We start from the raw sequence: 23,828 nt of genomic DNA, 5'->3' as shown, positions 1-23,828 counted from the left end.
TATTATACATGGCACGAACTTAGCGCGAAAATCACGCGGGGCCAATGGGGCTGCGTTAAGCCGTCGCAGGGTTGTGATGGCGATCAGGCGATCTTGCGCGGGGCCGCACGACGCGTTGACAGCAAAAGATTGGTTTCCGATGTCACAACGCCGTCAATCTCGCGCACACGAAACATGACATCGTCAAGGTCTGGCAGGCTGGCGGTGCCGATCTCTGCGATCAGATCCCATCGCCCGTTGGTCGAATGGACCGCCAGAACTGCGGGCAGGCCCGACAGCCGCGCCATGGTTTTCTCGGCGCCGCGTCCCTCTATTGCGATCATCATCAGGGCGCGTACGGGTGCCGAGGCCACATCCCCCCTCGTCACCACGGTAAAACCTGCAATCTCTCCGGCGGCCTGCAATCGTTCCATGCGTGCGCGCACCGTGGCCCGTGCAAGGCCCAATCGCCCCGCCAGCTCCGACAACGAAGCGCGGCCGTCGCGGCGCAGTTCGGCAATCAAGGCCTGATCTGTATCGTCCATTTTGGCAAAACCTATGATCAAAAAGTATGATTGATGGTTCATATTGGCAAAAATATAGCTTCATTCCGCCAGGCAGGCCAAGCAAAATTTGCAAAACAGTTACTGGAGGGGCTAATGGCCAAGACCTGTATTCTTCTCGGCGCCGCGATTGATGAGGGCCAGCGTCGGCCCGGTTGCCTGATGGGGCCGGCCGCCTTCCGCGTGGCGGGGCTGCCCCAAGCCTTGCAAGAGCTTGGCCACGGGGTTGAGGATCGCGGCGATGTGCGCGTTGTGCCCGACCAAAGCGCAGAATGTCCCAACCCGGCGGTCCATTCACTGGCCGAAGTGGTTGGCATGGCAAATGCCCTGCGCAAGGCCACCGATGAAGCGTTGAGCACGGGTTTTCCGATCATCATGGGCGGCGATCATTCGCTGGCGCTCGGCTCGGTTGCGGGGGCGGCTGCGCATGCGGCGGCCAAGGGCAAGCCCTTGTTTTTGCTGTGGCTTGATGCGCATTCCGATTTCCACACGCCTCTGACCACGACCAGCGGTAATTTGCATGGCACGCCCGTCGCCTATTGTGCGGGCCGCGAAGGCTTTGACGCCTTTGGCCCCTTTCCCGCACCGATCCCGCCGGAAAATATCTGTCTCTTCGGGATACGCTCGGTTGATCCGGCCGAACATGCGGCGCTTTTGAACCATGACATTGAAATCAACGACATGCGGGTCCTGGATGAACATGGCATCGTCAAACCGCTGCGCGATTTCCTGAACAAGGTCGCGGCGGCGGGTGGTATGCTCCATGTCTCGTTGGATGTGGATTTTCTGGACCCGTCAATCGCGCCCGCCGTTGGCACCACTGTGCCCGGCGGCACCACGATTCGCGAGGCCCATCTGGTGATGGAGCTGTTGCACGAAAGCGCGCTTGTCACCTCGCTTGATCTGGTCGAATTGAACCCTTTCCTTGATGATCGCGGCCGCACTGCGCGGCTAATGGTCGATCTGGTCGCCTCATTGATGGGGCGTAAAGTGTTTGACCGGCCCACCCGCAGCTATTCCGGAGCATGACATGACCCTTCCGTCAAAGCAGGCATTTGTACCTTTTGTAAGCGTTGCCAACATGATGAAACTTGTTCATCACATCGGGATCGAACAAGTTCTGGTCGATCTTGTGGGGGAAATCGAGGATGACTTCCGCCGCTGGCCGACATTTGACAAAACCCCGCGGGTGGCAAGCCATTCCGACGTTGGCGTGATCGAGCTGATGCCAACCTCGGACGGCGAAACCTATGGGTTCAAATATGTGAACGGCCATCCGTCCAACATGAAGAAAGGTCTGCAAACCGTTACGGCCTTTGGTCTTTTGGCCGATGTTAAAACCGGCTATCCGATCCTTTTGACGGAAATGACCATCCTGACCGCCCTGCGCACCGCCGCGACCAGCGCATTGGCCGCAAAGTGGCTGGCGCCCAAAGGGACCAAGGTTATGGCCCTGATCGGCAATGGCGCACAATCGGAATTTCAGGCGCTGGCCTTTAAGGCGATTTGCGGGATCGAAGAGATCCGCCTGTATGACATCGACCCCGACGCCACCGCCAAATGCATTGCCAACCTGAAAGGGCGCGGGATTACCCTGACGGCTTGCAAAACCCCGCAAGAGGCGATTGAGGGCGCGCAAATCATCACCACCGTCACCGCCGACAAACAATATGCCACCATCCTGACCGACAATATGGTCGGCGCGGGCGTGCATATAAACGCCATCGGCGGCGACTGCCCCGGCAAAACCGAGCTGCACCGTGATATCCTTTTGCGCTCATCGATCTTTGTCGAATACCCGCCACAAACGCGGATCGAGGGCGAGATACAGCAGCTTGAGGCCGATCATCCCGTGACCGAGCTTTGGCAGGTCATCTCGGGTGAAACGCAAGGCCGCAAAAACGCGACCGAGGTGACCCTGTTCGATTCCGTCGGCTTTGCCATCGAGGATTTCTCGGCGCTGCGCTATATCCACGGCAAGCTGGCCGAAGCCGGCCTCTATGAGCAGCTTGACATGATCGCCGATCCGGATGATCCGCGCGACCTTTTCGGGATGTTGCTGCGTTCTGCCTGATTTGGGCCGCCTGGCCCCCGCGCAAAGCTGGCTAAAATCCGGTTTTTGACGCCTATTGCGCCTCTTGGGGGCTTGGCGGCATTGCACCCCATATCAGGGATGGTCTATAGTCTGGCAAGCTAGATATAGCCCTGCACGGCGGGGCCGGGAAAGAAAGAGCGGCAGACGTGACAGACCGTCCGGAAGATACTGAAGTCCCTGATGCAATGCCTGAACGTATGGCACATGAGGGGCCGCAGGTAAGCATCGTCGATGAAATGAAAACGGCCTATCTGGATTACGCGATGAGCGTGATCGTCAGCCGTGCCATCCCCGACCTGCGGGACGGGTTGAAACCGGTGCATCGCCGCATCCTTTACGCGATGAACGAGGTCGGCAATACGGTCGACAAACCCTACCGTAAATCCTCGCGCCCTGTGGCCGATACGATGGGTAAATACCACCCCCACGGCGACAGCGCGATCTATGACGCGCTGGTCCGGATGGCACAGGATTTCTCGATGTCATTGGTGCTGCTGGACGGTCAGGGCAACTTCGGCTCAATGGACGGGGATAAGGCCGCTGCTTTTCGTTATACCGAGGTGCGGATGGCCAAGACGGCCAACTATCTTTTGGCCGATATCGACAAAGACACCGTTGATTTCCAAGACAACTATGACGGCAAGGACCGGGAGCCGGCCGTGCTTCCTGCCCGTTATCCCAATATGCTGGTCAATGGGGCCGGCGGGATTGCCGTGGGTATGGCAACCAATATTCCGCCGCATAACCTTGGTGAGGTGATCGACGGCACCTTGGCGATGATCGACAACCCCGACATCTCGACCGAGGCGCTGATGGAGATTATCCCCGCGCCGGATTTCCCCACAGGGGGCGTTATCCTTGGCCGTTCCGGTGCGCGCAAAGCCTATCTTGAGGGGCGCGGCTCCATCGTGGTGCGTGCCAAAACCCGGATTGAAGAAATCCGCAAAGACCGCTGGGCGATCATCATCGATGAGATCCCCTATCAGGTCAACAAAGCCACGATGATCGAAAAGATCGCCGAGTTGGTCCGCGAAAAACGGGTCGAAGGCATTGCCCACGTGCAAGACGAATCCGACCGGATCGGTGTGCGCGTGGTGATCGAGCTAAAACGTGATGCCACGGCGGATGTGGTGCTGAACCAGTTGTTCCGTTTCTCGCCCATGCAAGTCTATTTCGGCTGTAACATGCTGGCGCTGAATGGTGGTCGGCCTGAGCAGTTGACGCTGCGCGATTTCCTGTCTTATTTCATCGGCTTCCGTGAAGAAGTTGTTGCGCGCCGTACCGCGTTTGAGCTGCGCAAAGCACGTGAGCGTAGCCATATCCTTTGCGGTCTGGCCGTTGCTGTTTCCAATGTCGATGAGGTGGTCCATACCATCCGGTCCTCTGCCGATGCTGCCGAGGCACGGGAGCGTTTGATGACGCGGCGCTGGCCCGCACGGGAGATTATCCCCTTTATCAAGCTCATAGATGACCCGGCGCATAAAGTGAATGAAGACGGCACTTACAACCTGTCAGAAATTCAGGCCCGCGCCATTCTGGATCTGCGTTTGCAGCGTCTGACCGCCTTTGGCGTAAAAGAGATCACCGACGAACTGGCCGAACTGGCCGCCAAGATCAAGGATTACCTTGAAATTCTGGGCAGCCGCGACCGGATTATGGCCATCATCTGCGATGAGCTGCGCGAAGTGCGCGATCTTTTTGCCGTGCCACGCCGGACCGAGATTTCGGACTGGTCGGGCGATATGGACGATGAGGATCTGATCGAGCGCGAGGATATGGTCGTGACCATCACCTCTGGCGGTTATATCAAGCGCACAGCCTTGGCCGAATTCCGTGCCCAAAAGCGCGGGGGCAAAGGGCTTTCATCCATGTCCACCAAGGAAGATGATGTGGTGACCACGCTGTTTGTGGCCAATACCCACACACAGCTTTTGTTCTTTACCACCAATGGCATGGTCTACAAGCTGAAGTGCTGGCGCCTGCCGCTGGCCGGACGCAACGCGCGGGGCAAGGCAATCGTCAACATCCTGCCAATTCAAGCTGGCGTGTCGATTGCGGCCATCCTGCCGGTGGATGTACCTGATACCGAATGGGATGACTTGCAGATTTTCTTTGCCACCTCGGACGGTGATGTCCGCCAGAACGCACTGTCGGATTTCACCAATGTCATGCGCAACGGCAAAATCGCGATGCGCCTGCCCGAAGGTGTCTCACTGGTCAATGCCCGGATTTGTGATGAAAATGACGACATTATGCTGGTCACCTCAGGCGGTCGCGCGATCCGCTTCCCGACGACCGAGGTACGTGTCTTCAAAAGCCGCGGCTCCACCGGTGTGCGCGGTGTGCGGCTGATGGAAGGGGATAAGGTCGTCTCTATGTCGGTGATCCGTCATTCCGATGCCACCCCGGACGAACGCGCCGCCTATCTCAAAATGCGCCGCCAGCAAGAGGGCTTGGCGGATGATGTTGAGACAGAGGATGAAGAAAATACCGTCGTTGGCAACCTGTCCCCTGAACGTTTTGCGGAAATGAAGGCGCAAGAGGACCTGATCCTGACGATCACGCAAGGCGGCTCGGGCAAGCTCTCTTCCAGCCATGATTACCCCGTACGCGGGCGTGGTGGCCAAGGGGTAAAGGCCATGGCCGGTCGCAATGGCGCGCTGATCGCCTGCTTCCCGGTGGAGCGTTCCGATCAGGTGATGCTGGCAACCTCGACAGGCCAATCCATTCGGGTTCCGGTCGAGGGGATCTCTTTCCGGTCCCGGGCCGCGGGCGGCGTCAGGGTCTTTGACACGGCAGAGGGAGAATCCGTTGTTTCGGTTGCACGTGTTGCCGATCAGAGCGAAGAGGATGCGGCCGAATCCGTGATCGAAGGATCCGCAGAGGCCGAATGACCGGCCGCGATCTTATAGAAATCCTCGACGATCTAGCGGCCAGCGAGGGGATGATCAGCTATGGCGCATTGGCGCAGGCGCTGGCCATCCCCGGCCCCGGCAGCATCGCCAAGTTGACGACCCAGTTGGAAGTGTTGATGGTCGAGGACGCCGCCAACGGCCACCCGTTTCGTGCCGTGTTATGCCGCGCAAAAACCGGAAATGGCCTGCCCGCGAAAGGTTTTTTTGATGTGGCAATCCGGCTTGGCCGCTTTGACGGGGGCGATGAGGCGGGGTTTGTTTCCGCCGAACGCGCGGCGATTTTCAAGCGAGCTGCCTCGCGTTGAACCTGTGTTTTACAATATGATGAAGGATAAACCTACGTGGAAACCGAAGTTCTGAACATCATTGGCGGCGGCATGGCCGGGTCGGAGGCCGCGTGGCAGGCGGCGAATATGGGTGTTCGCGTGGTGATCCATGAAATGCGGCCCAAGGTGGAAACCTTTGCCCATCGCACCGGTAACCTGGCCGAGATGGTCTGCTCAAACTCCTTCCGTTCGGATGATGACGAACGCAATGCCGTTGGCCTGCTGCATTGGGAAATGGGTGCGGCGGACGGGATTATCATGCAAACCGCCCGCGCGCACCGTCTGCCCGCAGGGGGCGCATTGGCCGTTGACCGTGATCTCTTTGCCGAGGCCGTGACCGCCAAGATCCTATCACACCCTCTGATTTCAGTTTCTTATAAAGAGGTTACAGAGCTTCCTTCAGACGGAGAATGGATCATCGCCACTGGACCTTTGACCTCTGGCACCTTGGCCGAGAGCATCCGTTCCGCAACCGGTGCCGATGCATTGGCGTTTTTCGATGCGATTGCGCCGATTGTATACGCCGAAACGGTGGATATGTCGGTCGCATGGATGCAGAGCCGCTATGACAAGGGCGAGACCGAGGAAGAGCAAACCGCATATATGAATTGCCCGATGGACCGCGAACAGTATGAGGCCTTCATCGACGCCCTTCTGGCCGCGGAAAAGACCGAGTTCCACGAGGGCGAAACCGCGGGCTATTTCGACGGTTGCCTGCCGATCGAGGTGATCGCCGAACGCGGGCGTGAGTCGCTGCGCTTTGGTCCGATGAAGCCCGTTGGCCTCACCAATCCGCATTCCGAACAAAAGCCCTACGCAGTGGTTCAGCTGCGTCGTGACAATAAACTGGGCACGCTTTACAATATTGTCGGCTTCCAGACAAAAATGAAGTATGGCACGCAAACCTCTGTTTTCAAAATGATTCCGGGGCTTGAGAATGCCAAATTTGCACGTCTTGGTGGCATCCATCGCAATACCTTTATCAATTCACCGACCTTGCTGGACAATCAGATGCGGCTGCGCTCACGTCCCAATATCCGCTTTGCAGGGCAGATCACCGGCGTCGAGGGCTATGTCGAAAGCGCGGCAATGGGGCTGCTTGCAGGCCGGATGGCGGCGGCGGAATTACTGGGGCAGGATGTGCCACCCCCACCGCCGGAAACCGCAATGGGGGCGCTGATCACCCATATCACGGGCGGGGCCGATGCAAAGACCTTTCAGCCGATGAATGTGAACTTCGGCCTCTTTCCCCCGATTGATGCCAAAGGTGGGCGGCGCGGACGCAAAGACCGCTACAAGGCCTATACCGACCGCGCCAAAGAGGCGTTTCAGGCGTGGCTTTCCTAACCCGATTTGCACCCTCGCCCACCGGGCCGTTGCACCTTGGCCATGCCTATTCCGCGCTGCTTGCCGCCGATATGGCGCGGGCTGCGGATGGCGCGTTCTTGCTGCGGATCGAAGATATCGACCGTGCCCGCAGCCGTAGCGCATGGGAAGCGCAGATCTTTGATGACCTGCACTGGCTGGGGCTGGACTGGCCTGAGCCGGTGATGCGGCAATCCGAGCGGCTTGGGGTGTACCGGGCCGCGCTGGATGGGCTTAGGGCGCGTGGGCTGCTCTATTATTGCAACTGCACCCGCCGTGATATCGAAACCGCCCTCGATGCGCCACAGGAAGGCGCCATGCCGAGGGGGCCAGATGGTCTGATCTATCCCGGCACCTGTCGTGATTTGCACCACAAGGACGGGGTCTTGCGGCTGAATATGGCGGCGGCACTGCCGTTGGTCGGGGATCTTCACTTTGCCGAAACCGGCCCCCGTCATACAGGCCGAATTGACCTGGACAAGGCCGAATACCTAAGCGGGATCGGGGATATCGTGCTGGCGCGGCGCGATATGGGCACCTCATATCACCTCTCGGTGGTGCTGGATGATGCAGAGCTTGGGATAACCCATGTCGTTCGCGGTGAGGATCTGTTTGAGGCCACTGTAATCCATGTTCTGTTACAACGGCTTATGGACCTTCCGACACCAATATATCACCATCACGCCCTGATCCGCGACGCGGCGGGAAAACGGCTTGCCAAACGTGACGATGCCCGCGCTTTGACGAAATACCGCGCCGAAGGGTGCAGCCCCGCCGATATCCGCCAGATGGTCGGCTTATGAAGGAAGCGGGTCCGAGGTGATCTTCTCCTCGCCGTTCTCCACAAGCGTATAAAAGCACGAGCGCCGGTTGGTATGGCAAGCCGCACCGATTTGCGTCACTTGCATCAACAGGCAATCGCGATCGCAGTCTATGCGAAGCTCAACCAGCCGCTGCACATGGCCCGAGGTCTCCCCCTTGGCCCAGAACGCATTGCGTGAACGCGACCAATAGGTGACCTGTCCGGTCGCGATTGTACGCGCCAGGCTTTCGGCATTCATCCATGCCATCATAAGCACCTCACCCGTGGCATGATCCTGCGCAATCGCCGGAATAAGGCCGTTGGCATCATATTTCAGGCTTGCGGGATCAAACGACATCAGGCTTCTCCTTTGCATCGGGGGCGTTGGGGGGTTATCTATGCGCAATTCCATTGAACGGAAAGTAGAAAGACCTGCGATGAGTAATGCCGAAATGATGAAGCTCTATTCCGGACGTATTCTGGAGCTGGCAGCCGATATTCCGCATGTCGGGCGGTTGGAAAATCCGCAAGCCACGTCGCGCAAACGCTCACCCTTGTGTGGCTCGGTGGTGACGGTGGATGTGGTCATGGACGCGGGCCGTGTGGTGGCGTTTGCACAGGATGTTAAGGCTTGTGCCTTGGGTCAAGCCGCTGCAGCCATCGTGGGGCGGGCCGTTATTGGCTGTACGATTAGCGATCTTCGGGACGCGCGGGATGCCTTGCGGCGTATGCTTGCCGATGGCGGTCCGGTGCCGCCTGCCCCTTTTGACGGATTTGCCGCGCTGGAACCTGCGCGTGATTTTCGCAATCGCCACGCCTCGATCCTGCTGGCCATCGAGGCCGCCACCGAGGCTGCCGAAACCGCATAAAAAAACCGCCACGAGCTGAGAGCTGGCGGCGGCAAGGAAGCGTTTCTGATGGGCGCGGCAGTGGGGAGGGACATCCCCGGCAGTTGCGTGGCACAAGCTGGGGCAGGTGCAAACGCCCAAGGCAACAGAACGCGGGCAGTAAAATCAGAACAAAGAGGGCAAGGAGAGCCCTGCAAACAAAAGTGCAAACAAGGCGGCGACCCCCAGACTATCCTCAAGAAGCGTGGAAGAAGAACGGGTTGCGATGGCTTTAATTTCTGCAATCATGGGAACCTCCTTTTTTTGTTCCTGTATTGTTCTCACAACATTAACCTCTTGTAAAGAACATTTTAGGAACATTTTAGGAATTCGGATTAACCCACAGAAATCAAACGGATAGCGCGATCCTGATCCAGCAGCCAAAGCAACGTCCGCACCGCTTGTCCACGTGGGGAGGTCAAGTCAGGGTCATCATGCAGCAGTTTACGGGCATCGGATTGCGCGACAGCCATCAGCGCGGTCTGCCGTTCCATATCGGCCACCCGAAACCGTGGCAGGCCCGATTGGGCGGTGCCGATCAGATCGCCGGCGCCCCGCATCGCAAGGTCCTCTTCGGCAATCCGGAAACCGTCCTCGGTATCGCGCAACACCTTCAAGCGACGCTCACCCGTCTCGCTGAGCGGGGATTGATACATCAACAGACAGGTCGAATGCGCCGCACCCCGCCCGACCCGTCCCCGCAGCTGATGCAGCTGCGCAAGGCCAAATGTTTCGGCCCGCTCGATCACCATAATCGATGCATTGGGGACGTTCACGCCGACCTCAATCACAGTCGTCGCCACCAGCACCTTGGTATGACCGGCCACAAACCCCGCCATCGCGGCGTCTTTTTCTGCGGCTGGCATCTGACCATGCACCAGCGCCACGACCCCCTCACCCAAGGCCGCGCGCAGATGCACAAACCGCGCCTCTGCCGATGCATAATCAAGAAATTCGCTCTCTTCCACCAAGGGGCAGACCCAATACGCCTGTCGCCCCTCGGCAACCGCCTGACGCAGTTTTTCCACCACCTCATCCAGCCGCCCGGTCGAGACCAAGGCCGTCTGAACCGGTTTTCGTCCCGGCGGTTTTTCATCCAGAACCGAGACATCCATATCGCCGTAACTGGCAAGCGCAAGGCTGCGCGGGATCGGCGTGGCGGTCATCACCAAGACATCAACCGCCTGCCCTTTTGCCCCTAACTCCATCCGCTGAGAGACGCCGAAACGGTGCTGCTCATCAATAATGGACAGGCGAAGATCTTGGAAAAGCACGTCTTTTTGGAAAACAGCATGGGTGCCGACCAAGATCTGGATGCGCCCCTCGGCCAGATCGGCCAGCTTGCGCGCACGTTCTGTACCCTTGTCGCGGCCAGTCAAAAGCTCCAGACGGACACCTGCAAGGGCGGCCAATTCCTGTAAACCCGCCAGATGTTGCCGCGCGAGGATCTCGGTGGGGGCCATCATGACGCCCTGCCCGCCCGCCTCAACCGCCCCCAAAAGCGCCATAAAGGCGACCAAGGTTTTGCCTGACCCGACATCCCCCTGAAGCAGACGGTTCATGCGCTGGGGCGCTGCCAGATCGGCCGTTATCTCGGCCACGGCCTGCGTTTGCGCGCCCGTCGGCGCATAGGGCAGCGCCGCCAAGACCGCCTTTTGCAAGCGCCCCGTCGCCACCGTTACCCGCCCCTTGGCGCGACGCAACGAGGCACGGGCAAGCGACAAGGTCACCTGATGCGCAAAAAACTCATCATAAGCAAGGCGTTGGCGTGCAGGTGCGGTCTCTGCCAAATCCGCATGCCCCTTTGGGGCATGGGCATGACGAATTGCTGCGGCCCAATCCGGCCAGCCTTCACGCGCCTTTTGTCCGGGGTCGATCCACTCTGGCAAATCAGGCATCCGCGCCATTGCCGTGACAGCCGCCTTGGCCACCAGTCTTTGCGTCACACCAGCGGTCAGCGGATAGACCGGCTCAAAGGCAGGCAGATCACCGGCCTCTTCCACCCGAAGCACATGGTCGGGATGCACCATTTGCACGATGCCCTCAAAGGATTCGATGCGCCCCGAGACAAGACGTTTTTCCCCCGTCGGCAACAGTTTTTGCAAATAGTCGCCGCGCGCATGAAAAAAAACCAACTGGAACTCGGTCTCGGCATCCTCAACCATCACACGGTACGGGCGCCCTTTGCTGCGCGGTGCGAGATGCTCACCGACCGTTATCTCAACGGTAACAACTGTCGGCGGCTCGATATCGCGCACAGAATTGCGGCGCGCGCGATCAATCCCGGAATGGGGTAAAAGAAAGAGTAGATCCTTAGGCTTTTCGACCCCCAGCCCTGCAAAGGCGCGCGCCGTTTTCGGCCCGACGCCATCCAGCGTTTCAAGCTCTGCAAACAGCGGAAAGAGACATTCTGGGCGGCTCATGCGTCGCCTATCAGTGAAAGCCAGCCATCTTCATCAATGATTTCAATGCCCAAGGCCGCGGCTGCCTTGGCCTTGGACCCTGCCCCCGGACCTGCAACCAAAATATCCGTTTTGGCCGAAACCGAGCCAGAGACCTTGGCCCCAAGGCTTTCGGCACGGGACTTGGCCTCAGCCCGTGTCATCTTTTCCAGCGTGCCGGTGAACACAACGGTTTTACCCGCCACCGGACTATCGCTGGGGTTGCGTATGATCACGGGTTGCACATCCAGTTCAGCCACAAGCGCATCAATCGCCGCACGTTCGCGATCATTGTGAAACGCCGCAATGGCCGAGGCGGCAAGCACCTCACCGATCCCGTCAATCGACAAAAGCTCCTCCCATTGCGGACCTTTGCCGATTTCGGCATGGGTCATCGCATCCTCAAAGGCGGCCCAGGTTGTGTAACGATTGGCCAGAAGTTTTGCAGAGCTTTCACCAATATGGCGAATGCCAAGGGCGAAAATCAAACGGTTCAACGGGACTTTGCGTTTTTCATCAATCGCATCAAAGAGATTAAGCGCTGATTTCTCGCCCCAGCCCTCACGGTTTTTCAACTGTTGCAAGCCCGAGCCAAAGCGCGCCCGCAGCGTAAAAATATCGGCGGGTGTATTCATCCAGCCGTCACGGTAAAAGGCCTCAACCTGTTTCGCGCCCAGCCCCTCAATATCAAATGCGGCCCTGCTGACAAAATGGCGCAGGCGTTCAACGGCCTGTGCGGGACAGATCAATCCACCGCTGCACCGCCGAACGGCATCGCCCTCCTCGCGCAAGGCCGGGGAATCACATTCAGGGCAAATAACAGGAAATTCAAAGGGTTGCGCATTATCTGGGCGTTTCGTCATATCGACATCCGCAATCTTGGGGATCACGTCACCGGCGCGGTAAACCTGCACCCAATCACCGATGCGAATATCCTTGCCGCCCCTTATTTCGGTCCCTTTGCTGTCCCAACCGGCGATGTAATCTTCGTTATGCAACGTAGCATTGGACACCACCACCCCGCCAACTGTGACGGGTTCCAACCGCGCAACGGGCGAAAGCGCGCCGGTGCGGCCAACCTGAATATCGATCCCCCTAAGGCGCGTCCAAGCCAATTCAGCCGGAAACTTATGCGCAATCGCCCAGCGTGGGGTTGTAGAGCGAAACCCCAGACGCCGTTGCAACGTCAAGTCATCGACCTTGTAAACCACCCCGTCGATGTCATAGCCAAGCGTGGCACGTTGGGCCTCAACCTTGCGGTAATGCGCGACCATCATGGCAGTAGAGTCGCATAGGACAGTAAGTGGGTTTACCTGAAACCCAAGTGATTTCAGCTTGTTGATCGCCCCCATCTGGGTATCGGCCAAAGGAGATGTAACAGCCCCCCAGGAATAGGCGAAAAAGCGCAAGGGTCGATCCGCGGTAACGCTTGATTCTAACTGCCGCAAAGAGCCGGCGGCGGCATTGCGCGGATTGGCGAAAACCTTGCCCCCGCGCGCCGTCTGCCGTTCGTTTAGCGCCTCAAAATCGGCGTGGCTCATATAGACCTCGCCACGGACTTCCAACAGGTCAGGCGCATCGGGTAACTCTTGGGGAATATCAGAAATGGTGCGCGCGTTCTGGGTTACGTTTTCGCCCACGGCGCCATCGCCACGCGTAGCAGCCTGAACCAGTTTCCCCTGTTCATAGCGCAGGGATAGTGACAAACCATCAATTTTCGGCTCGGCGGTGAAGGGAATCGGACCGCTGTGACCAAGGTATTTACGGATGCGATCCGCAAAATCCTCAACATCGGTATCATCAAACGCGTTGCCCAAGCTAAGCATAGGCACTTCATGCGTAACTTTGGAGAACCCCTCTGCGATTGCAGCGCCAACTTGGTCGGACGGGCTGTCGTCCCGCTTCAGATGTGGAAACCGACCCTCAACCGCAAGATTTCGCCGTTTAAGCCTATCATATTCGGCATCAGAAATTTCCGGCGCGTCTTTGGCATGATATGCGAGATTAGCGGCGTGCAATATCCCTGCAAGCTTTTCAAGCTCTGCACTGGCCTCGACCTCAGTCAGCGTTTCAACATCTTGATCCTGCAAGACATGTGACATGATCACCCCTTCACCCGGTTTTTTACAGGTTTAGGGGTAGGTCACGTCGGCGTCCAGAGAACCCTGTCATGCACCCATTGCAAAACGCGGCTCACCCTCCTCAACTGGGGATGGATCACGCAACACATAGCCACGTCCCCATACGGTTTCGATGTGGTTCATGCCACCTGTTGCCTCTGCCAGTTTTTTGCGCAGTTTACAGATGAATACATCGATAATCTTAAGCTCGGGTTCATCCATGCCGCCATAAAGATGATTCAAAAACATCTCTTTCGTTAAAGTTGTGCCCTTGCGCAAGGAAAGCAGCTCAAGCATCTGGTATTCCTTACCCGTCAGATGCACGGATTTGCCGTCCACCTCAACCGTTTTGGCATCAAGGTTAACGCAGACTTGGCCAGTTTTGATGATCGACTGCGAATGCCCCTTGGAGCGCCGGATAATAGCATGGATACGTGCCACCAGTTCTTCCCGGTGGAAGGGTTTTGTCATGTAGTCATCCGCACCGAAACCAAAGCCTTTTAGCTTGTTTTCAGTATCATCCGCACCCGACAGGATCAGGATCGGCGTATCAATGCGGGCAAGCCGCAATTGACGCAAAACGTCATGACCGCTCATATCGGGAAGATTGATATCAAGCAAAATCAAATCGTAATCATAAAGTTTTGCAAGATCGATCCCTTCCTCTCCAAGATCAGTACAAAACACGTTGAGATTGGCATGCGTCAGCATCAGTTCGATGCTGCGCGATGTTGTCGGATCGTCTTCCACCAAAAGAATTCGCATAAGTTTTTAACTCCGCCTCTATCTGCTTTCGTTAACCACCTTGCCGATCAATGGTTAATTGAAAGTTACTTTGACAAAGGCAAAGTGAAATGCAACCTAAAGTTGTCTATACTTTTGAATAGCTGTGACCTTTAGGGCATTTTCGCCATGCGATTCGACCGCTCCACGCCAAAGTGCGAACTCTTCCTCTGATAGTGAGTAACGTTTAAGCGCCTCTGATTCGGAAATTAGCCCATGAATCACGGCATAGACAACAACAGCCTTTCGACTGGCCACCCAACGTTTTGTATCTGGCGGCGGCAGATCCGCACGACATAATACCGTTCCATCCGCCAGCGTAACCTGCCGCGGGCCATCAACTTTTTTAAGATACATCACACACAACCCTTTTTTGAGTAACGCCAGATTGCGCGAATGCCCTTAATCAACGGTAAAACATGGGGTTGAGACTATGTTGCATTTTCCTATATTGCGAGACATCAGCATAAAGGCCGTAACATGTCTCTTGATCATCCCGTAAACTCCCTTGGATTCGCCAAACCCCCTGCTGAGACGCGCGTGGTTGTGGCGATGTCGGGCGGTGTCGACAGCTCTGCCGTGGCCGCACAACTGGCCTCTGAGGGCTATGACGTTGTGGGGGTGACCTTGCAGCTTTATGATCACGGCGCGGCACTTGCGAAAAAAGGCGCCTGCTGTGCGGGGCGCGATATACATGACGCGCGGCGCGTGGCCGAGACGATGGGCTTTCCGCATTATGTCTTGGATTATGAAAATACCTTCCGCGAGGCGGTGATCGATGAATTCGCCGATGCCTATCTGGCGGGGGCGACGCCGGTGCCTTGCATCCGCTGTAACGAGCGGGTGAAGTTCAAGGACCTGTTGAACACCGCGCGCGACTTGGATGCCGATTGCATGGCGACCGGCCATTACATCCAGCGCAAGATGGGCGATGCGGGGCCAGAGCTGCATATGGCCGCCGATCATGCACGCGATCAAAGCTATTTCCTCTTCTCCACCACCGCAGAGCAGCTTGCCTATTTGCGCTTTCCTTTGGGCCATCTGCAAAGCAAGGCCGAGACACGGGCCTTGGCGGCAAAATTCGGGCTGACGGTTGCGGATAAGCCCGACAGTCAGGATATCTGCTTTGTGCCGGACGGAAACTATGCCGCCGTAATCGAAAAGCTGCGCCCCGGTGCGGCCGATCCGGGGGATATTGTCGATATGGATGGGAATATCCTTGGCCAGCATCGCGGCGTGATCCATTACACCATCGGCCAGCGCCGCGGCCTTGGCATTGGTGGGCTTGGCGATCCGCTTTATGTGGTCAAGCTGGATGCAGATGCCAAACGCGTTGTCGTCGGTCCCAAAGAGGCGCTTTCCACCCGTATCGTGCCGCTGCGCGAGATCAACTGGTTGGGGGACGCGCCGCTTGAAAGCCGGACGGAGTGGAATGTCTGGGTCAAGGTCCGCTCTACGCGCCCACCACGCGAGGCCATCTTGCGTCCGATTTCGGCCAGTGAAGCACAGGTGGAATTGCTAAATCCCGAAGAGGGGGTCTCGCCCGGTCAGGCCTGTGTATTTTATGACGGAGAAAATACGCGCGTTTTGGGTGGGGGATGGATCTGGCGTGGGCATTAACCCGCTGACGAAATCGCGTTCAGAACAGAGCGGGCCGCGCGTAGGTTTGGCGCCTCTCCGCCCCGTCCCAGCCGCTGCATCGTAAGCGTCATCGCATCAACCTGGGCCTTGCGTGCGGGGCCGTCCTGCATAAGCCCTTGTAATGCATCACTAATATCATCCGCGCGGCAGGCCGGCCCCAAAAATTCCGGCACGGCGCGGGTCTGTGATACAAGATTTACCAAAGTGACCGTATCCACCAGCGCCACACGCCGCATCAACCACATCGTCAGCGGGTTCATCTTATAGGCGATGACCATCGGACAGCTATTGGCCGCCAGCTCCAAGGATACCGTTCCCGATGCGGCGATGGCCACCGTGGCATTGGCAAAGGCCGCGCGTTTACCCTCAAGGCTCTCGATGATCTCGGGTTGAATGGGCCAGTCACGCGTCAGATCGCCGATCAGATCGGCCACGCCGCGCACCGTTGGCAAGGCCACACGCGCGGTCGGGTGGGTCGCTTTGGCTTGGGCCAACACCTCTCCGATCACGGGGCAAAGACGCGAAACTTCCCCCCGACGAGAGCCGGGAAGCGCTAGGATCAGCGGGCTGTCTTGCGGTGTTTTCGGCGCGAGTGGTTCGGAGACAACCGGATGCCCGACGAAATCACAGGTCATTCCGGCGGCTGTCATCAAGGGCGGCTCAAAGGGCAAAAGCGCCAGAACATGGTCAATATGGCACGCCATTTTGGCCGCTCGTCCGGGCCGCCATGCCCAGACCGAGGGCGCGACATAGTGGATGGTTCGCAGGTCGGGCCGCGCGGCCTTGACGATCTTGGCAACGCGCAGACAGAAATCAGGGCTGTCGATGGTGATCAAGGCGACAGGATCTTCGGCCAATGTCGCCGCCGCCGTCTCTGCGATCCGGCGTTTCAGGGCGCGGTATTTCGGCAGGATTTCGGCAATCCCCATCACCGAAAGCTCCTCCATCGGAAAGAGCGAAACCAGACCTTCGGCCTGCATCAACGGCCCGCCGATCCCGTGAAATCGCGCGTCCGGCCGCAGGGTTTTGAGCGCCGCCATAAGGGCCGCCCCCAGCTTGTCGCCCGAAGGCTCTCCGGCGATCAAGGTGAACTTCATAGGTATGCTTCGGAGCTGGCTTCACGCGCCCAAAGGAAAAGGCCAAGCGCCTTTGCCTGCGCGATCAAGGCGGGTTGATCCAGAACCAAAACACCGCCAGCCTCAAAAACCACGCCGCCAAGCCCGGCCTTCGCGACCATCTCAAGCGTCTGTGGCCCGATGGTCGGCTGATCGATACGCCGCTCCTGACCGGGTTTCAGCGCCTTGAAATAGATCCCTTTGGTGGATTTTGGCCGCAAATGCGCCGGGATATGCGCGACCATTTCCAGCATCGCATCCGTTCCCGTCAGGGTTTCCACCGCCAGACAAAGCCCCGCCTGTACCACCGCGCCCTGCCCCACATCCACCGCGCCCAAGGCCGCCACGATCGCCTCGGCGCGGGTGGCATCAGCTTCATCCTGCGGGGTGGTTTGACCGGCCAACAGGCCCGCCTTGACGGTCAGATCCGGCAAAAGATCGCTCGCGCTTATGATTTCCAGATCAAACTCTTCGAAAATCTTAAGCACTTCGCGCAAGGTCGCATCATCGCCGGCCTGCATTGCCGCAATCAAACGTGGCACCATCTGAGCAGTCAGCGGATCAAACAGTGAGGGATCAAGGTCGGGGCGTTGAACAGCGCCGCCAAAACAAACGCGGGCCACCCCCTGATCCAACAGGTGATTGAGGAAAGGCACCAAACGTTCCACCCGGAATGTCAGATCCGGCGAGAGGCCGTCGGGCGCAAAGCCGTCCAATGCCGCAACCAGCGGTTTTTCCGCCAACCCCGCGTAAATTCGTGCGGGCAAGCCCCCCGCACCTGCAATGATCGCGGTCCGGCTCATTTGGGCGTCAGAAAAGAACGGTCAGAGGCCGAGAGGATAAAATCCGTCATCTCTTTGACATGGCGGCTTTCGGTCTCATCAGAAAGACGGCGGGCACGGTCAAGGAAAGTCCCCTCCCCCTGTGCGAGCATCTGATATCCCGCCCGAAGTGCTGTAATCTCGGAGCGTTCCACCCCGCGGCGTTTGAGGCCTACAAGGTTCAACCCGTCCAAATCCCCGCGCGGCCCTTGGACAAGCCCATGCGGCAATACGTCATTCGTGACCATAGTCACCGCGCCGATGATTGCCCCATGACCCACGCGCACCCATTGGTGAACACCCGAAAGTCCGCCGATGATCACATCATCGCCGATCTGGCAATGACCGGCAATGGCGGCCTGATTGGCCAGGATCACCCGGTTTCCGACTGTGGCATCATGGCCCACATGCGCGCCGGTCATCAGCAGACAATCATCGCCCACACGGGTTACACCGCCGCCGCCAGCCGTGCCGGTGTTCAGCGTCGCACCCTCACGAATACGACAGCGCGCGCCGACAATCAGCCGCGTCCGCTCGCCCTTGAATTTCAGATCTTGCGGCACCTCGCCCACACAGGCAAAGGGAAAGACCACGGTTTCATCGCCGATCTCGGTCCAGCCGGTCACAACAACATGCGACTTCAGCACCACACCGGCGCCAAGCGTTACCTCGGGGCCGACTACACAGAACGGGCCGATAGTGCATCCCGGCCCGATCGTCGCCGCCGGATCAACCACGGCAGAGGCATGGATTTCGGCGCTCATGATTTTGGCAGGTCCATCATCGCGGTAAATTCCGCTTGGGCGCAAAGTTCTCCCTCAACCATGGCGCGGCCCTCAAATTTCCAGACCTTGCCGCCGCCGCGTTTCACGGTGACATGCAGCTCCACTACATCGCCGGGCACCACCATCCGGCGGAATTTCACATTGTCGATACCCATGAAATAGACCAGCAGGTTCTTATCAGCCAAATCAAGCGAAACGCCGACAAGGATACCAGAGGTCTGGGCCAATGCCTCAATGATCTGCACGCCGGGGAAAACCGGCTTGCCGGGGAAATGGCCCTGAAACTGCGGCTCGTTCATGGTGACACATTTGATGCCAACCGCCGAGGTGTTGGGAATGATGTCACGCACCTTATCGACCAATAGAAATGGATAGCGATGGGGCAAAATGCGCTGGATCAGGTCGATATCTGCCGTTGTGGCAGTCGGATTTGCGGCATCTGTCATCATCAGGTTCCTTTTTGTCGAGCCAGCAGGGCCGAGGGTGCTTCTCTTCTGATTAGCAAAGCACATCGCCGGAAACAAGGCGCACCAAGGGTCACCGCTCTGCGGGATCCTCTTCGGCTTCCGCAAGTTGGGCATCGATACGTTCAATCGCAAGCTGAGTGATGTCGACCCGGTCAAGGCTCAGGATGACCGAGGATTGATCCAGCAAAACCGTCGCCCCCAGATCTCGCATCACCTCAGCCAGGATCGGTGCCGCTATTTCAAAAAACTGCTGTTGATCCAGATCGCGCTGCCGTTTCAGTTCACGGTCTTTGGCACCCCAAGCCTCACGCAGTTTCTCAACCTTGTCATCAAAGGCGGTGGCGAGGGGTTGGAATTCGGCTTGAGGCATAGCGGCGCGACGTTCGGTCAACAGACGCTCTTCGATCTCAAGATCGGATTCGATCTTGCGGACCTCAGCCTGCAAGGTCCGCGACGAAGCCTCCAGCCGCGAAAGCGAGGCTTTGCCAAAGGCGGAATCCTCAAACAATCGCTGCTGGTTGATCGATAGAACCGGCGAAGTCGGGCCGGATCTGGCAGGGTCTGCGGTGGTCTCTTGTGCGAATATGGCGGCGGGCGGCCCCAAAAGCAGTGCCGCAAGCGCCAATGCCCTCATCCTCCCGCGCCACATCAGAATTGCGACGAAATCGTCAAGTCGAAGTTACGCTCCTTGTCGTAGTCTTCCTTCTTGACCGCTTTTGACAGGTTGAAGCGCAAAGGACCGACCGGCGTTTCCCAAAACAACGAAACCCCGACCGAGGACCGTAGGTTCATGCTGTCATCAATCGTACAATCAGCAACCGGACAGACGCCCGATTCTGGCCCCCCGTCAAGCTGATCCAGACTCCAGACCGAGCCTACGTCAAAAAACGCCCCGCCCTTGATGTTATATTCCTCGGGCAAGCCGATTGGGAATTCAGCCTCAAAACGGGCGGCGGCAAAAATGTTACCGCCCAAAGCATCTTCGTTATCCGCATTCAGGTCCCGCGGGCCAACGCCGTTGCCCTCAAATCCGCGGATCTTGGAATTCAGGAAAAACCGTTCTGTTACGCGCGACTCGCCTTTGGACATATTGATCATCCCGCCCTCGAACACGGCGCGCAATGTAACGTCGTCATTCCAGATGCGACGCTCTGCCATCGCAAGACCGGTCGTGGAGACATAGGTAAGATCGCCACCAAGTCCCGCAAAATCCTGATTAAAGCGGAACAAGAATCCCCGGTCGGGGTTCAGCCCACTGGAGCGGGTGTCATAAGACAACCCGTACCCGATAGAGGATGTCAGCAGACCGCCCACGTCCGCCTCGTCATGCAAAAGCCGCGAGGAATCTTCATCCACGTTCTTGACCCGCGAATCCGCAACCTTGTAATTCAACTGCATACGGCTGTATTCGCCAATCGGAAAGCCGATCCCAAGACCGATATTGGCCACCCGGGTATCGTAATAAGAATTCTCGTTATCGGTCTCGGCATAGCCGATATCAAAGGAAAACGCCAAATCCCGGCCAAGGAATGCCGGTTCAATAAAGGTGATTTTTCCGCTCTTGCTATCGGTTCCAGTCGCTATCGAGGCTCCAACCGTCTGCCCCCGCCCAAGGAAGTTGCTTTCCTTGAAGCCGGCCGTCAAGCCAACACCCGAATCCGCACCATAGCTAACCCCGAAAGTCAAAGAGCCGGTGGGCTGCTCTTCTACATCGACATTCACGATGACCTGATCGGCGGCACTGCCCTGTTCGGAATTAACCCGGGCATCCTTGAAAAAGCCAAGCGCGCGGATCCGTTCGGCGGCACGGCGCACTTCACGCGGGTTGAAGGGGTCCCCTTCGGCGGCGCGGAACTCACGGCGGATCACCTCATCAAGCGTGGTGGTGTTGCCCTCAATATCGATCCGCTCCACAAAGATCCGCGGCCCCTTGGAAATCACGAATTCCACATCCAGCGTCAAATCACGATCATTGCGGGTGATACGCGGCTCAATCCGCACGAAATTAAGGGATTTGCTCAGGGCAAGGTTTTCCAGCCGCGTGATATTGGTTTCAATCACGGTTGGCGAATAGGTGACGCCGGAACGCAGCTTCAACGCCTTTTGGAATTCAGCGGCATCAACCTCGGGGATTTCGGAAACCGTGGTCACACGGCCCACATCGAAACTTTGACCTTCGCGAACGGTGAAAGTAACAAAGAAACCGTCACGCTCACGCGTAACCTCACCCACAGCGCCTTGCACCTGAAAATCTACGTAACCGCGCGCGGCATAGAAATCCTTGAGCATCTGTTTGTCGAATTCAATCCGGTCAGCGACGAAGGTGTCTGACTGCACGAGACGACGGAAAATGCCTGCCTGTTTCGTTTCCAGAACCTGCCGCAAACGCCGGTCGGAATAGGCGCGGTTGCCGACAAAAGAGACCCGCTCCACCTCGACCACTTTGCCTTCCTTGATGTCAAACACCAAGTCGACACGGTTGCCCGAACGACGGATGATCCGCGGATCAACGCTGGCGGCAATGCGCCCGCTTTCCTGATAGGCTTTGATGATCTCGGCCGCGTCCGCCTCGGCCTGTGCGGCGGAAAACACCCGGCGCGACTGTGATTTCACAAGGCTGGCCAGCATTTCATCCTTAAGGCGTTTGTTCCCCTCAAAGTTGATCACATTGACCGTGGGCAACTCTTTGACCTTGATCAACAATGTACTGCCTTGGGGGATGATCTGCACATCCTCGAACAGGCCGACATTGGAAATGCGCTGAAAAGCGTCGTTCAACTCGCCCGCATTGATGGTCTGGCCGCGCGCAATCCGTGCATAGGACAGGATTGTGGCGGCGTCGACACGATCATTGCCCTCAACCTTGACCGAGGAAAACTGGTAACTCTGGGCCAACGCCTGCTGCGGTGCGGCCAGGCTTGCCATTGCGACGAAGGCGTAAACCGATGCCGCAGCAGAGTGGCGTCCGACTTTACGCAAGATGTTGCGGGACAATAAACCCCGGTCCGCAATATGCATTGTTCTGCCCCATGTAGCTGTCTCTATTTCCCACCTGAGTAACGGGAAGTCGCCAGCTTGTCAAAAGGACAGAGCCCGATATCGCCTCAATTTGGAAAGTGGTTACAAAGCTGCCGCACCTTTTCAGGGATTTAGGGCAATCTGCCCCAGAAATGCACCCGCCATCAGGCCAAAAACGATGGTTCCCACACAAAACAACCGGTCCCGGTTCAGACCCAGAACCAACCAAAGCCCGCGATAGTCACTCACTACTATTTGCATCTGCCACACCCGTTACAACTCGGAAACTGATGTCATCCTAGCGCATGAATGGGGCATGATTTAGGCAAATTGTTCAGGACTGTATACGGTCCTATGGGCAGAAGAGGTCATTGCTCAGGGCGAACGCCATCAAGGACAACAGCACCGCCAGCCCGACCATCATCATCACCCGCAAGGCCCCGTCCGAGGGCGGCTTGCCCGTAATCGCCTCATAGGCGTGGAACACCAGATGCCCGCCATCCAGAACCGGAATCGGAAAGAGGTTCATCAACCCCACCGCCGTCGAGAGCGCCGCAATCATCATGATAAAGGTCAGCCCGCCTTGCGCTGCCGCCGCCGAAGAGGTCTTGGCAATGCCGATCGGGCCGCGCAAATTGCACGAGGAAATCGCCCCCGTCACAATATGGCCCAAGCCCGATAGGCTGGTCTTGACCAAAGTCCACGTACGCTCTGCGCTGATCGAGAGTGCCTCAACCGGACCGGGGGTGTAAAGCTCGGGCGTGAACATCAAGCCTTCGCCAAGCCCGATCAGATAGCGTTCCTCAAACCCGCCATCGGGCAAAGGGTTGGTCGTCAGCCGCGGGGTCAGAGTGGTCTCAAACCGGGTACCCTCGGCATCATCGGGACGCCAGACCTCAAGCGAGACAGGGGCGTCCTTGCTGTCTTTGACGAAGTTTACCAGATCCATAAAGGCATTTACTTGCTCCCCGTTGATCGCCAGGATCACGTCCCCTTCGGCCAGACCTGCATCCTGTGCCGCAGACTCCAGCGCGATAGAGCCGACGAGTGCGGGAAAGGGAAACGGCCCCGCGATGGTCACATCACGGCCCGCGCGGGCAATGGTGTAATCGACAGTCGGCGCAATCTCCAATTCGCGGGCGGTCGTGATAAAGCTTTGCAGGTCGGGGGTTTGCACACCGTTGACCGCCAGAACCTCATCGCCGGCAAGCAGGGTCTGGCTGTTGTCGGGCAAGGGTTTCACCGCGCCGATCACAGGGCGGTCGGTTGCGATCCCGAAATGCAGGGTCACGGCAAAGTAAATCACCATCGTCAGAATGAAGTTGAACATCGGCCCCGCCAGAACCGTCGCCGCCCGCGCCCAAAGCGGCGCGCCATGCATGGTGTGGCGGCGCTCTTCGGCGCTGAGCTCGCTAATCGCCTCTCCGTCCTTACCGGAGGCCGCATCGCTATCGCCCTTGAACTTTACATAGCCGCCCAGAGGAAATGCCGCGAATTGCCAGCGCGTGCCACGTTTGTCGACACGCGAGAACAACACCGGACCAAAGCCCAAAGAGAACACATCAGCGTGGATCCCGCTCCAGCGGCCAACGATGTAATGTCCGTATTCATGCACGGCCACGATGATCGACAAGGCGATGACAAAAGCCGCAATCGTCCAGGCAAAATTGCCAAAGGACGGGATCAAGTTCATAAATTCCACGAG

At 57.9% G+C, this 23,828-nt stretch carries 23 protein-coding genes; 8 read left to right on the top strand and 15 right to left on the bottom strand.

The genetic code is table 11. The features are described 5' to 3' along the window. Window positions 1-83: 83 nt before the first annotated feature. Window positions 84-524 (bottom strand): Lrp/AsnC family transcriptional regulator, encoded by a 441-nt coding sequence (locus AKU94_RS15750; RefSeq protein WP_050528326.1) that lies wholly within the window; start codon window positions 522-524, stop codon window positions 84-86. A 114-nt stretch (window positions 525-638) separates the two neighbouring features. On the opposite strand from AKU94_RS15750, the gene rocF reads away from it, so the two are divergent. The 6 genes from rocF to gluQRS all read left to right on the top strand — a co-directional run bounded on the left by rocF (window position 639) and on the right by gluQRS (window position 8,046). After that, a complete protein-coding gene (rocF, locus tag AKU94_RS15745; protein ID WP_050528225.1) occupies window positions 639-1,571 on the top strand; it encodes an arginase in 933 nt (310 codons plus the stop codon). A 1-nt stretch (window position 1,572) separates the two neighbouring features. Beyond that, window positions 1,573-2,616, top strand: coding sequence for an ornithine cyclodeaminase (locus AKU94_RS15740; RefSeq protein WP_050528224.1), 1,044 nt, complete (start codon window positions 1,573-1,575; stop codon window positions 2,614-2,616). 167 nt (window positions 2,617-2,783) lie between these two features. Beyond that, window positions 2,784-5,531 carry a DNA gyrase subunit A gene (gyrA, locus tag AKU94_RS15735; protein ID WP_198144929.1) on the top strand — a complete coding sequence of 916 codons (2,748 nt, stop codon included), beginning with the start codon at window positions 2,784-2,786 and terminating at the stop codon, window positions 5,529-5,531. Beyond that, window positions 5,528-5,857: a hypothetical protein gene (locus AKU94_RS15730; RefSeq protein WP_050528223.1), complete on the top strand. Its 330-nt coding sequence runs from the start codon at window positions 5,528-5,530 to the stop codon at window positions 5,855-5,857. The genes gyrA and AKU94_RS15730 overlap by 4 nt, the downstream gene beginning before the upstream one ends. Before the next feature lie 36 nt (window positions 5,858-5,893). Next, window positions 5,894-7,225: a methylenetetrahydrofolate--tRNA-(uracil(54)-C(5))-methyltransferase (FADH(2)-oxidizing) TrmFO gene (trmFO, locus tag AKU94_RS15725; protein WP_269744974.1), complete on the top strand. Its 1,332-nt coding sequence runs from the start codon at window positions 5,894-5,896 to the stop codon at window positions 7,223-7,225. Further along, on the top strand, window positions 7,213-8,046 hold the full coding sequence (gluQRS, locus tag AKU94_RS15720) for a tRNA glutamyl-Q(34) synthetase GluQRS (RefSeq protein WP_050528222.1): 834 nt from the start codon (window positions 7,213-7,215) through the stop codon (window positions 8,044-8,046). The genes trmFO and gluQRS overlap by 13 nt, the downstream gene beginning before the upstream one ends. Here the strand turns inward: gluQRS and hisI are convergent. Beyond that, the gene (gene hisI / locus AKU94_RS15715; protein ID WP_050528221.1) at window positions 8,041-8,403 is read right to left on the bottom strand and encodes a phosphoribosyl-AMP cyclohydrolase; all 363 of its coding nucleotides are present in this window, start codon (window positions 8,401-8,403) and stop codon (window positions 8,041-8,043) included. The genes gluQRS and hisI overlap by 6 nt on opposite strands. A gap of 79 nt (window positions 8,404-8,482) precedes the next feature. Here hisI and AKU94_RS15710 point away from each other — a divergent pair, with 79 nt between their 5' ends. Next, entirely contained in the window at window positions 8,483-8,914 is a 432-nt protein-coding gene (locus tag AKU94_RS15710; RefSeq protein WP_050528220.1) for an iron-sulfur cluster assembly scaffold protein, read from the top strand. Window positions 8,915-9,058: 144 nt separating this feature from the next. Here the strand turns inward: AKU94_RS15710 and AKU94_RS20675 are convergent, their stop codons facing one another. The 5 genes from AKU94_RS20675 to sciP all read right to left on the bottom strand — a co-directional run bounded on the left by AKU94_RS20675 (window position 9,059) and on the right by sciP (window position 14,633). Further along, on the bottom strand, window positions 9,059-9,181 hold the full coding sequence (locus AKU94_RS20675) for a hypothetical protein (protein WP_269744973.1): 123 nt from the start codon (window positions 9,179-9,181) through the stop codon (window positions 9,059-9,061). Window positions 9,182-9,267: 86 nt separating this feature from the next. Next, window positions 9,268-11,355: an ATP-dependent DNA helicase RecG gene (recG, locus tag AKU94_RS15705; protein ID WP_050528219.1), complete on the bottom strand. Its 2,088-nt coding sequence runs from the start codon at window positions 11,353-11,355 to the stop codon at window positions 9,268-9,270. Then, complete coding sequence (ligA, locus tag AKU94_RS15700; protein ID WP_198144930.1) at window positions 11,352-13,463, bottom strand: NAD-dependent DNA ligase LigA; 2,112 nt, start codon at window positions 13,461-13,463, stop codon at window positions 11,352-11,354. Before ligA ends, recG begins: the two co-directional genes overlap by 4 nt. Before the next feature lie 78 nt (window positions 13,464-13,541). Then, a complete protein-coding gene (gene ctrA / locus AKU94_RS15695; protein ID WP_050528217.1) occupies window positions 13,542-14,258 on the bottom strand; it encodes a response regulator transcription factor CtrA in 717 nt (238 codons plus the stop codon). 96 nt (window positions 14,259-14,354) lie between these two features. Then, window positions 14,355-14,633, bottom strand: coding sequence for a CtrA inhibitor SciP (sciP, locus tag AKU94_RS15690; protein WP_050528216.1), 279 nt, complete (start codon window positions 14,631-14,633; stop codon window positions 14,355-14,357). 123 nt (window positions 14,634-14,756) lie between these two features. On the opposite strand from sciP, the gene mnmA reads away from it, so the two are divergent. Then, window positions 14,757-15,896 carry a tRNA 2-thiouridine(34) synthase MnmA gene (mnmA, locus tag AKU94_RS15685; protein WP_050528215.1) on the top strand — a complete coding sequence of 380 codons (1,140 nt, stop codon included), beginning with the start codon at window positions 14,757-14,759 and terminating at the stop codon, window positions 15,894-15,896. Here mnmA and lpxB read toward each other — a convergent pair. The 8 genes from lpxB to rseP form a co-directional block, all read right to left on the bottom strand. After that, a complete protein-coding gene (gene lpxB / locus AKU94_RS15680; RefSeq protein WP_050528214.1) occupies window positions 15,893-17,014 on the bottom strand; it encodes a lipid-A-disaccharide synthase in 1,122 nt (373 codons plus the stop codon). The two genes, mnmA and lpxB, sit on opposite strands and share 4 nt — an antisense overlap. Continuing rightward, complete coding sequence (locus tag AKU94_RS15675; protein WP_050528213.1) at window positions 17,011-17,835, bottom strand: LpxI family protein; 825 nt, start codon at window positions 17,833-17,835, stop codon at window positions 17,011-17,013. Before AKU94_RS15675 ends, lpxB begins: the two co-directional genes overlap by 4 nt. Further along, a complete protein-coding gene (lpxA, locus tag AKU94_RS15670; RefSeq protein WP_050528212.1) occupies window positions 17,832-18,617 on the bottom strand; it encodes an acyl-ACP--UDP-N-acetylglucosamine O-acyltransferase in 786 nt (261 codons plus the stop codon). Before lpxA ends, AKU94_RS15675 begins: the two co-directional genes overlap by 4 nt. Then, entirely contained in the window at window positions 18,614-19,084 is a 471-nt protein-coding gene (gene fabZ / locus AKU94_RS15665) for a 3-hydroxyacyl-ACP dehydratase FabZ (RefSeq protein ID WP_050528323.1), read from the bottom strand. The genes lpxA and fabZ overlap by 4 nt, the downstream gene beginning before the upstream one ends. A 91-nt stretch (window positions 19,085-19,175) precedes the next feature. Then, on the bottom strand, window positions 19,176-19,739 hold the full coding sequence (locus AKU94_RS15660) for an OmpH family outer membrane protein (protein ID WP_050528211.1): 564 nt from the start codon (window positions 19,737-19,739) through the stop codon (window positions 19,176-19,178). Between the two features lie 14 nt (window positions 19,740-19,753). Then, on the bottom strand, window positions 19,754-22,030 hold the full coding sequence (bamA, locus tag AKU94_RS15655; RefSeq protein ID WP_050528322.1) for an outer membrane protein assembly factor BamA: 2,277 nt from the start codon (window positions 22,028-22,030) through the stop codon (window positions 19,754-19,756). Window positions 22,031-22,246: 216 nt separating this feature from the next. Beyond that, window positions 22,247-22,384, bottom strand: coding sequence for a hypothetical protein (locus AKU94_RS20055; protein WP_198144928.1), 138 nt, complete (start codon window positions 22,382-22,384; stop codon window positions 22,247-22,249). A 91-nt stretch (window positions 22,385-22,475) separates the two neighbouring features. Further along, entirely contained in the window at window positions 22,476-23,825 is a 1,350-nt protein-coding gene (gene rseP / locus AKU94_RS15650; RefSeq protein WP_050528210.1) for an RIP metalloprotease RseP, read from the bottom strand. Between the last annotated feature and the right edge of the window lie 3 nt (window positions 23,826-23,828).

Source organism: Pseudorhodobacter aquimaris, from assembly GCF_001202025.1.
Taxonomy (GTDB): domain Bacteria; phylum Pseudomonadota; class Alphaproteobacteria; order Rhodobacterales; family Rhodobacteraceae; genus Pseudorhodobacter; species Pseudorhodobacter aquimaris.
The sequence above is the reverse complement of the archived record's forward strand: the minus strand, read 5'-3'. Positions and strand labels throughout refer to the sequence as shown.